The organism is Siphonobacter sp. BAB-5405 (assembly GCF_002872335.1).
GTDB lineage: Bacteria > Bacteroidota > Bacteroidia > Cytophagales > Spirosomataceae > Siphonobacter.
The window spans coordinates 1-9,177 of sequence record NZ_NJAG01000101.1; the positions used below are offsets into that span (position 1 = coordinate 1).

Below are 9,177 nucleotides of genomic sequence, written 5' to 3' on the forward strand. Positions count from 1 at the left end.
ACGGGTTGCCAGGTCGATTCCTGCCGAACCTGCGAAAATTGCCAGCAATGGTCTAGAGCAGTACTGTCTGAATGGAAATAGTCAGACCTACAATGGCTTAGAGCAGGATAAAAAGACCCCCACCTACGGAGGCTATTCCAACACTATCGTCGTAAACGAAGATTTTGTGTTGCATATGCCCGAAAACCTAGATCTGGCGGCATCGGCTCCCTTATTATGTGCAGGAATCACCACGTATTCTCCACTCAGGCACTGGATGGTTGGTAAAGGACACAAACTGGCCGTAGTGGGACTGGGTGGATTAGGGCATATGGGCGTCAAGTTTGGTTTAGCTTTAGGGGCGGAAGTAACGGTATTGAGTACTTCGCCAGCGAAGGAAGATGCAGCCAAAAAGTTAGGGGCTCATCATTTTATCGTCACCAGCGATCCTGGTCAGATGCAAACAGCGGTTTCTACGTTTGATTTTATTTTGGATACGGTATCCGCCGAGCACGACTATAACCAATATCTGGCTTTACTTAAAGTAGATGGTGTGCATATCTGCGTAGGAGCTCCGCCAACGCCTTCCGCTTTGTCGGCCTTCAGCTTGATTCCAGGTCGGAAAAGTATCGCAGGTTCAGCCAACGGGGGCATTGCTGAAACGCAGGAGATGCTGGATTTCTGCGGGGAGCATAATATTGTTTCCGACATTGAGCTCATTGACATCAAAGACATCCACACTGCGTATGAACGAATGCTAAAGGGCGATGTGCGTTATCGATTTGTCATTGATATGGCTACTCTTTAATAGCCCAATCCTAGGGTCATTATCATTTTTTTGAAGTTTAGAGACGTATTCTATGAGATCTAGAAAAGGTTATCCATTTCTAAGGCAGACGTTAGGTCTTACCCCATCCATTGTGATCTTTAGCTGGGTTATGTGGGCTATTTTTTCTTCCCAATCATTAACTGCTCAATCTCTTCAGATGAATCAGACTCCACCTCCTTATATTGCCAAAACTTCCAACTTCATGGCCATTGCTTTTCAAGTAAAAGCCGGTGATGCACAAACGTTAGTTACTGCGAATCTAAAAGTTAAAAGTAATGAGCAGGGGCTTGTAACGGGGGGAATGGAAATCTATACGACTGATCAAACGTCCGGTATCCCTAGCTATAGTATTGCCTTTATTTATCTAGAAGTAATGAGCCAGGAGCAAGCGGGGAACTGGCCTATCTGGGGAGCCGTGAGTGATGTTAAAGCGTTGGAGCACTTTAAGCACTTTTACAATTTCCCCTATATTCATAAAAAAATAAAGATTGAAACCAGGGGAAATCAACAAATGGCTAGCATAGGGGAAGGCGAAGAAGAAGGATTGATGTTATCCTTGCAAAAGCAAATGGACAAGGCCGTTGCTAGTGAGGGGTTAGCCCGCATCTATAGCTATTCAACGGAGGGACAAATGCTTTTAACGGAAATTCCCTGGCTTGCAAGTGGTCATCAAGGGAAAGTCCTTTCACTAGAAATCAGAGCAGGTAAAAACAAGACCTTGCAGTTGTTAGAAGGCGTACAACCTTCGTACAGCCAAATCAGCACGAATGCGTTTAGTTATTCAAAGCCTTTGAAACAGTAACGATTACATCAGCCTCGCTGAAAGTAAGCTACTCCTTTTTTACAGACTAATGGTTGATAATCGGGCTTTAGTCTGTAAAAAAGAGTAGTAAGTACCTCTCTTCAAGTAAACGATGATGTTAAGACTAATCAAAGTTCGGCAGTAGGGTATCAAACATTCAATGCCAGGTGTACACATTTTTTTGCCAGTAGGGTCGTTGGATCAGCCAGTTCGACTCTTTTGCCTTGGCTCACTATAGAGGTTTGATCCGGAAACATTAGCGGTAATTCCGTGCAACCTAAAATCAAAACTTCCGCTCCCCGTTGAGTTAGGTGATCAATGGCTTTGGTCAGGTCCTCTACACATTGTCCTTTCGAAAAGCCTGCTTTCACTCCCTTAGGGCCATAGATGCTCGCCATAACTTCTTTTTGAAATTCAGGCTCAGGAATTAATAGAGACAAGCCTTCTTTACTAGCGATTTCGTGATATACCTGGCTCTCAATAGTTCCACTCGTTGCTAGTAATCCAACCTTTACAGCTTTCCCATACTGCTTGATAATATGTTCAATGGTTACGTGAAGCATATGGATAATGGGAATACGCAGATGCGGCTGGATGGCTTCTATAAAGGCATGGGCCGTGTTACAGGGAATGGCGATGGCTTGAGCTCCTTCGGCTTCCAACTGCTTGCAGGTAGAAAACATCGCCAGCGTAGGATCAGCTTCATTACGCAATAAATGAGCCGTTCGATCCGGTATTTGCGGATTCTGTTCAACTACCATTTTAATATGATCCTGATCCTTCTGAGCAGGGGTGTTTTTAATCACTTTTGCCATAAAGTCTACGGTGGCAGCTGGCCCCACACCTCCTAAAATTCCCAGTTTAAATTCTTTAGAAGGTTTGCGGATTTCACTAGCTAGGGCGTAGTTTACATATATTTGGTTGACATCCATCAGACGAATACCACGTCTAGCTAAGGGTTCACAAAGAAGAGAGAGTTCAGTAATACCCGGTACAATCACGCGACATCCGGTCTGTTCAAGCTCCAGACAGGCTTGATAAATATACTCTAGGGATATGCCCTCTAAATATCCATTCTTAATGCCTTGCGGACCATATACCGCTTCCATAATGAGCGATTGCGAGCTGGGAAAAACAAGCTCATAGTCCTTAAAATAACGACTAAACAGCTTTGATTTTTTTACGTAATCCGAGGCGATGATCCCTACTTTTTCATCCTTTTTTAGGGTATTCTTAAGGTAGTAACTTAAGGCGTCAAAGAGATTGAGAATGGGAATCTGAAGTTCAGTTTGAAGCTGATCAATAAAACCATGAGAAGCAAAACAGGGTAAGAGAACCTTATCTACTTGTTTGGCTTCGAAGGCTTTACAGGTGGTGTACGCGTAAAATTTACGGGAGTGTAGATCGGCCTCATTTTCTAGCCGGGCATTCATTTGCTGATAAGGATGCTGCTCAAAGAGAAAATGAAAGTCCTGCTGATTCTCCAGTACAGCTTTGGATTTCAATAATTTAAAGAAAAGATCTCCTCCTGATAAGGTACCTAATCCCCCAACAATTCCGAAAGTCTTCATAAAGTTTAATTTAAATCAAGGGGAGTAGGTTGCATCAGCCTTTTGCGGTGTCCTTTTCCCCACGCACTCAGAGCCCTAATGACTGGTTCCAGGCTTTCAGCGTACTCACTTAACGTATATTCGACTAACACGGGTGTTCCTGTATAAACACTACGTTTGATGAGCTGATGCTCTTCGAGGTCTTTTAGCTCTTTGGTTAATACTTTAGATGTAATTCCCGTCACGGCCCGCTCAATCTCCCGGAAACGAGTATTACCCGCTGAAATAGCTATGACAATCTGAAGCTTCCACTTGCCACTTAGCACGTCCAAAGCGTCCCGAATGGGTAGTAAATCCCCCGTACACTGCGAATGATCCCGTTTTTTCATATTCTTTTAGAAAGCTGGCTACCTGAAGGTAACTGCTTACTTTAAGGTAACTGCTATCTTTTGGAATGCTAATATAGCTAGATTTGTCTCATCAAAACAAAAAGAGGTAATCCCATGAGTACGATTTTAGTAACCGGAGCGACCGGACATTTAGGTACAGCGGTAGTCAATGAGTTGTTAACCAAAGTAGACCCTAGTTCGATCTCAGTCTTAGTTCGGGATTTACCAAAGGCTGAAGCCCTGCAAGCAAAGGGGGTAACGGTTTTGCAAGGGGATTATAGCGATTATAATTCTTTAGTCAATGCTTTTCAAGGGTTTGACAAACTATACTTTGTTTCTTCTAGTGAAATCATCAACCGTTTGGCCCAGCATGAAAATGTAGTTAAAGCCGCTAAAGAAGCTAACGTAGGACATATTTTTTACACGAGTGCTCAGCGTAAATCCGAAGATGGCACTTCACCCATTGCTTTGGTAGGGGATGCTCACTATAAAACCGATCAGCTCATTCAAGCTTCGGGACTTACCTACACCATCTTAAAACATGGATTATACTCGGATATTTTACCGATGTTCATGGGAGCTAATGTAGTCGAAACCGGAACCATTTTCTTACCCGCTGGAGAAGGCAAAACCTCTTTTGCCAGTCGGAACGATATGGCCGCCGCTGCTGCCATACTGCTCACCACAGAAGGCCACGAAAATAAAATCTATGAACTGGGTGGCGTAACGGCTAAATCCTTTCATGATATTGCTGGAATGCTTAGCCGGTTATCAGGCAAAACCATTGAGTACGTTTCGCCTTCCGCTGAAGTATTCGCTCAGCAATTGAAAAGCTTTGGTGTACCTGAGGAAGCCATCCAAGGGGCATCAACGTTCTGCCTGGCCATCGCTCAGGGTGAATTTAACTTTCCTTCTAGGGATTTGGAAACGATTTTAGGAAGAAAGCCGGAGAGCGTGGAAACGTTTTGAAAAAGCCTAATTCATTATAACTAGCCAGTAAAGTACGGCTTGTAGCTTCAGGCGTTCAACCGCTAAGGCATAGGCCGTGCTATTTCCCCCCCCTTATGATTTCGAATTAGATGATCTATGAACGTTAAAAAGATTATTTCTACCGGCCTTACGGTGCTGGTAGTAGGCATGGTGGTAATGAGCGGTGTAATGAAGTTAGCAGGTAATCCTGAAGGTAACCATATGCTTGAAGCCGTTGGTGTGGGTTCTTTTCGCTTAGGGCTGGGACTTGCCGAGATCATTTTTGCGGCTTTATTTGCCTTCCCTAAAACGATGAAGCTCGGGTTCATTCTTTTATCCTGCTATTTTGCGGGAGCCCTGGCTACTGAACTTTCCCACCAAGTGAATCCTAATGCTCTGGTACTTTTAGTATTAATTTGGGCCACTGCCTTTCTCAGAGACCGTTCTGTATTTATATGAACGACCACTCACCTTTATACTCAGCTAGCAATCAATCGAGTGTATGCCACCTTTTTCGTTTGAGCTTATCAAGGTTAATACGGCGGTTGTTCCTGCTTCTCATTTTATGCATTCCTCTCCACAGCAGTACTAAGAAACCAGGTCACTGGTCAATTATTAAAAAGCAGATTACCTTGACGTAACTAAAGTTTTTAGAAAGCCAGGGACTCCTACATTTGTAAGAGCACAAGCCAGTGCAAATCCCAACTTGTCAAGGAGTTACGTACCATTGACAAAAAGCCAGGGAGCACTTACAGCATTCATTTTAAATACTTTCAAGTAAAAGCCATGAACTACAGAAACGTTGCAAACCAAAGAAGAACTAAGAAATTTAATTGACGCCTATGCTTATCTAGGGGATGAGAAAAAAATCTCGGAGCAGATGGGCTTATTCACTCCCGATGCCACCTATAAAGTCTACATGAATGGTAATTTGGTAGCTGAAACCGTGGGAACGCAAAACCTGGAGCATGAATTTAATGGCCACGCTTCTCAGGTAAAAACCTATTTTACGCTCAATGGCCAGCATACTGTAAAAATTGATGGAGCCAGTGCTACGGGTGTATCTTTCTCTCAAATCAAAATGATCCGCGGCTCTGAAGGCCCAGATGTGCTTACCGATTATAGTGTCAAATACGAAGACACCTACGTACTTGAAAATGGGAAATGGTTCATCAAAGCCCGGATTGGACATTTTGTCATCGTCGAAGCAAGACCCTTAGCTCAATAAGCTTACTTGAACCCATACTTAATTAGATAGATAATTAGGTATGGGTTTCTGCTCGTATACGTATCATATGGAGCTAATTTCTAGACACTTTATGAATATAAATGAAATTTTTCATTCAAAAATTGAGCCGCAATTTGCTGATTTACTTGGCCCCGCTTCATTACGACCGTTCGAGTGTACAATAAGAACGGTATCTACGCAAGAGCTTAGGGCTACTTATATTCTCTTTTCAATCGAAGAAGAATATTCTCTGGAGCAGTTTAAAGAGTACATCCAACATAGCCCGGAGTATTTAGCCATCGATGATGTCATCCAACAGGTAAAGCACTTAGAAGCGTTGCTCGCACAAATGATTCATGCGGAGCATTTTAAGCAATGGAAGTTACAGAGGCTACAAATTGCTTCGGGGATAACGCTCCTTTTACTTATGAAAGAAAGAGTTAACCTTCATTTAGTGACTACGCCAGAGATAGAATACCTTCGAAGTCTACTCAATAGTGAACCTTTTCAAGAAGCTATACGAATACAATATCTAGATTAGATTGGCGATCTATCTTAATAATGCCTATAAATATTAGACAAGCAGAGCAATTGGTAAACGGTAGAAAACAGGACCGCCAGGTGTACTACGAGGTTATTCTTTGCATGTCAACGTTTAAGGGCTTTTCTATGCAAAAAATAATATCAAGCCTCACTTCAAAACGATTATCTCAAATGCGGCGGGAGCTAGAAACCCATTAGCTCATTGAGCGATCAGTATACCACGATGCTCGCCCAACCTTGTAAACGGGCTGACTGAAAAAGGGAAAGGTGTACTCCCCTGCCTTGAGTCATTACTCGAATGGAGGGAACAAGACTCAGAATCTGATTCTACCCTAAGTCATCGTAATAACTTGGCGGTTGCTTGTATTTAGTTTTTACGTATATGCATAAGCGGTATATGGTCTAACTCGAGAACTCGTTTTTTAATTTTTCGCGGTGCATCAACCCCCATTCACTCAAAGCGATGACTACGTCTAACAGCGTATAACTGTAAGGCTTAAGCTCATACTCAACGACTAAAGGGTAACTCTCGATCACCTTTCTTTGAATGAATCCGTTTTCCTCTAAGTCTTTTAGTTCATTCGATAAAATTTTAGACGAAATGCCAATCACCCCACGAAGTAGCTCATTAAATCGCTGATTGCCTCCAAACAGAGCCATTAGAATAGGAAGTTTCCACTTACCACCAATGGCGTAGAGTGCATCTTTAACCGCACTCAAATCGCCGATGCATTCAGGCAGGTCAGCAGCATTAGTGATAAACTTTTGATTTTTTATCATAGCAGAAATAGTCGCAATTAGGTTTCTAAAGATCAGTTAGTAACTACTGGTAAGTAAATATAATTCATTTTGTAAGCGGGCCTACCCGTTTTACTTATAAAGCAATGGTGTATACCATTGGACGGAACCAGCACTAAAAGACTTCTGATCTTTTAAAAGTGCTGGACTCTGCAAACCCTATAACTCTCTTTGCTCTGAATTTATGTATAGTAACTCCAGATCCTTTGATGCAAAGGGAGTAAGGGGACCAGTAACATAGAATGTAACTATACAGGAATCTAAATCACTATATAAAGACAAACACGATTACAAGCAATGTCAACTAGCCCAATCAATCCAGCCGATGCAATTGCGATACTAGGTCAGTAAAAGTCAAAAAACAATTCTATGAAATACAAACTATTGGGGCAACGTACAGGTTTGCCCGTAAGTGAGTTAGCATTGGGTACGGCCATCTTTGGCAATGCTTGGGGTTATGGTGTGGATGAAGCAGAAATAGCGAATATCATTTCACTCTATGCTGAGCAGGGAGGAAACCTGATTGATACGGCCGATACTTATCAATGGGGAGAATCCGAACAATTAGTTGGCAAAATGCTTAAAGACAAACGAAATGATTTTGTCATTGCCTCTAAATACACGCGTGATACGGTTGCTTCTCCCTCCCTAGCTACCCTTGGCAATCATCGCAAGAATATGGTGCAGGCGGTGGAAGCTAGCCTAAAGCGATTAAAGACCGATCGCATCGACCTCTATTTTGCTCACATGGATGATTCGTATACTCCCATAGAGGAAGTGGTCAGAGGGCTCGATGACTTAGTGCGAGCTGGAAAAATTGTATACGGTGGTCTATCTAATTTTCCGGCCTGGCGTGATTGCCACTGCGGCGACTTTGACTAACCTTAGAGGGTGGGCTCCCTTAGTGGCCGTTGAATTAGAATACAGCCTACTTCAACGAGCAACGGAGCGGGAGCTTCTTCCGATGGCAGAAGGATTTGGCTTGGGCGTGCTGGCCTGGTCGCCTTTAGCGGGAGGACTCTTAACGGGTAAATATCGCAATGGAGAAACGGGCCGAGCCACTGCATTAAAGGGAAGTATTCCTTATGAAGGCTCCTCACTATCAGAAAAAGTGCTCGATGAGCTATTCGCTATAGCCAATGAAACGAGTACGAATCCAGGGCAAGTGGCCCTGGCCTGGACGATGAGTAAGGGTGTCATTCCCGTGATTGGTCCTCGAACACAGACTCAATTAGCCGATAATTTAAAAGCATCCGAGCTACAATTAAGCCCTTCACAAATCGATCGATTGGATCAAGCAAGCGTCATTAGGCAAAGGTATCCCTATGACTTGATCTACCTCAGCTGACCAAAGAAAAGCGATGACTGGCAATAGACTGGATCTCATTGAGCACCCTTTCAAAGTAGTCTTATAATTCAATAGTATCAAAAGTTTCTTCACATTAATCGAATATGGAAAATATTAGTGCAAATTTTCAACGTCTGGCTACTAAGGTTGTCGTAATTACCGGAGGTAATACGGGGATTGGTCTTGGCGTACAGCCAAGCTTTTTGTGGAACATGGAGCTCATGTCTACATCACCGGACGTAGCCAGCAAACACTAGATGAAGCCGTCTCTGAGTTAGGTGATCAGATTACCGCCGTTAAAGCTGATAGTTCTAAAATTGAAGATCTTGAACAGCTCTACTCAAGTATTAAAGCTAAACATGGAAGAATTGATGTCCTGTTTGCCAATGCAGGCATTGCTCAGTGGGAGCCACTAGGATATATTACGGAAGCTTCGATTGACGAGATTTTTAATATTAATGTCAAAGGTACTGTTTTCACTGTGCAAAAGGCGTTACCTCTAATGAGTGCAGGTGGTAGTATCATTTTAAACGGTTCTATTAGTGCTTCGATGGGAACACCGGCCATGAGCGTATACAGTGCCAGCAAAGCAGCGATTCGTAGTCTGGCTCGGTCTTGGGCACAGGATCTTCGAGGTACGGGGATTCGTGTCAATGTGCTTTCTCCCGGCCCAACGGCAACAAAAGGCGTGATGGACGGTCTTTCTAAAACGGGTCAAATGGAAGCCATGATGGAAGGGATC

Annotated in this window: 10 protein-coding genes and 2 pseudogenes; 9 read left to right on the forward strand and 3 right to left on the reverse strand. The window is 43.2% G+C overall.

Translation table 11 applies throughout. The features are described 5' to 3' along the window. Both BWI97_RS26010 and BWI97_RS26015 read left to right on the forward strand, forming a co-directional pair. A pseudogene (locus BWI97_RS26010) lies at window positions 1–787 on the forward strand (NAD(P)-dependent alcohol dehydrogenase); the annotation flags it as partial. A 52-nt stretch (window positions 788–839) separates the two neighbouring features. Then, the gene (locus BWI97_RS26015) at window positions 840–1,610 is read left to right on the forward strand and encodes a hypothetical protein (RefSeq protein ID WP_158242859.1); all 771 of its coding nucleotides are present in this window, start codon (window positions 840–842) and stop codon (window positions 1,608–1,610) included. Between the two features lie 149 nt (window positions 1,611–1,759). Here the strand turns inward: BWI97_RS26015 and BWI97_RS26020 are convergent, their stop codons facing one another. Together BWI97_RS26020 and BWI97_RS26025 are read right to left on the reverse strand one after the other, a co-directional pair. Then, entirely contained in the window at window positions 1,760–3,181 is a 1,422-nt protein-coding gene (locus BWI97_RS26020; protein ID WP_102203394.1) for an amino acid racemase, read from the reverse strand. A 5-nt stretch (window positions 3,182–3,186) separates the two neighbouring features. After that, window positions 3,187–3,549, reverse strand: a complete 363-nt coding sequence (locus BWI97_RS26025; protein WP_094816122.1) for a helix-turn-helix domain-containing protein — start codon at window positions 3,547–3,549, stop codon at window positions 3,187–3,189. 114 nt (window positions 3,550–3,663) lie between these two features. Here BWI97_RS26025 and BWI97_RS26030 point away from each other — a divergent pair, with 114 nt between their 5' ends. From BWI97_RS26030 to BWI97_RS26045, 4 genes are all read left to right on the forward strand, one after another. Then, complete coding sequence (locus BWI97_RS26030) at window positions 3,664–4,518, forward strand: SDR family oxidoreductase (RefSeq protein ID WP_102203395.1); 855 nt, start codon at window positions 3,664–3,666, stop codon at window positions 4,516–4,518. A gap of 117 nt (window positions 4,519–4,635) precedes the next feature. Next, window positions 4,636–4,977 carry a DoxX family protein gene (locus BWI97_RS26035; RefSeq protein ID WP_094816126.1) on the forward strand — a complete coding sequence of 114 codons (342 nt, stop codon included), beginning with the start codon at window positions 4,636–4,638 and terminating at the stop codon, window positions 4,975–4,977. Between the two features lie 343 nt (window positions 4,978–5,320). Further along, the gene (locus tag BWI97_RS26040) at window positions 5,321–5,746 is read left to right on the forward strand and encodes a nuclear transport factor 2 family protein (protein ID WP_102203396.1); all 426 of its coding nucleotides are present in this window, start codon (window positions 5,321–5,323) and stop codon (window positions 5,744–5,746) included. 91 nt (window positions 5,747–5,837) lie between these two features. Further along, on the forward strand, window positions 5,838–6,287 hold the full coding sequence (locus tag BWI97_RS26045) for a hypothetical protein (RefSeq protein WP_158242860.1): 450 nt from the start codon (window positions 5,838–5,840) through the stop codon (window positions 6,285–6,287). A gap of 404 nt (window positions 6,288–6,691) precedes the next feature. Here BWI97_RS26045 and BWI97_RS26050 read toward each other — a convergent pair whose 3' ends face one another. Next, window positions 6,692–7,069: a helix-turn-helix domain-containing protein gene (locus BWI97_RS26050; protein WP_094816130.1), complete on the reverse strand. Its 378-nt coding sequence runs from the start codon at window positions 7,067–7,069 to the stop codon at window positions 6,692–6,694. Between the two features lie 387 nt (window positions 7,070–7,456). On the opposite strand from BWI97_RS26050, the gene BWI97_RS29105 reads away from it, so the two are divergent. The 3 genes and pseudogenes from BWI97_RS29105 to BWI97_RS26060 all read left to right on the forward strand — a co-directional run. Then, entirely contained in the window at window positions 7,457–7,969 is a 513-nt protein-coding gene (locus tag BWI97_RS29105; protein WP_199182113.1) for an aldo/keto reductase, read from the forward strand. Window positions 7,970–7,991: 22 nt separating this feature from the next. After that, window positions 7,992–8,435, forward strand: a complete 444-nt coding sequence (locus BWI97_RS29110) for an aldo/keto reductase (RefSeq protein ID WP_199182114.1) — start codon at window positions 7,992–7,994, stop codon at window positions 8,433–8,435. 196 nt (window positions 8,436–8,631) lie between these two features. After that, a pseudogene (locus BWI97_RS26060) lies at window positions 8,632–9,177 on the forward strand (SDR family NAD(P)-dependent oxidoreductase); the annotation flags it as partial.